Raw genomic sequence first — 789 nt, 5'->3', positions numbered from 1 at the left:
CCCGCAAGGAGGCCGAGCGCTCCAAGAACATGTTCGCGCTGGGTCTGTTGTCGTGGATGTACCACCGGCCGACCGAGGGCACCGAGAAGTTCCTGCGGGCCAAGTTCGCCAAGAAGCCCGCCATCGCGGCCGCCAACCTCGCGGCGTTCCGGGCCGGTTGGAACTTCGGCGAGACGACCGAGGACTTCGCCGTCTCCTACGAGGTCGCGCCGGCCTCGAAGGCCTTCCCGACCGGCACCTACCGCAACATCTCCGGGAACCTCGCCCTGTCGTACGGCCTGATCGCCGCCTCCCGGCAGGCCGATCTGCCGCTCTACCTGGGCTCCTACCCCATCACGCCGGCCTCGGACATCCTGCATGAGCTGAGTAAGCACAAGAACTTCGGCGTGCGCACCTTCCAGGCCGAGGACGAGATCGCGGGGATCGGCGCGGCGCTGGGCGCGGCGTTCGGCGGCTCGCTCGCCGTGACGACGACCTCGGGCCCCGGCGTGGCGCTGAAGTCGGAGACGATCGGGCTGGCCGTCTCGCTCGAACTGCCGCTGCTGGTCATCGACATCCAGCGCGGTGGGCCCTCGACCGGGCTGCCGACGAAGACCGAGCAGGCCGACCTGCTGCAGGCGATGTACGGGCGCAACGGCGAGGCGCCGGTGCCGATCGTGGCGCCGAGGACTCCGGCCGACTGTTTCGACGCGGCGATGGAGGCGGCCCGGATCGCGCTGACGTACCGGACGCCCGTGCTGCTGCTCTCGGACGGCTACCTCGCCAACGGCTCCGAGCCGTGGCGGATCC

Annotated in this window: 1 protein-coding gene; it reads left to right on the top strand. The window is 70.3% G+C overall.

Going from position 1 to position 789, the window contains the following annotated elements; translation table 11 throughout:
* Positions 1-789: 2-oxoacid:acceptor oxidoreductase family protein (locus tag N4G66_RS45230; protein WP_261710157.1), on the top strand; the 789-nt coding region annotated here is incomplete at both ends.

Origin of the sequence: Streptomyces rhizosphaerihabitans, from assembly GCF_025399795.1 — a bacterium.
In the GTDB taxonomy this organism is placed as follows: domain Bacteria; phylum Actinomycetota; class Actinomycetes; order Streptomycetales; family Streptomycetaceae; genus Streptomyces; species Streptomyces rhizosphaerihabitans.
Note: the sequence above shows the minus strand (reverse complement) of the source record. Positions and strands in the feature narration are given on the sequence as shown.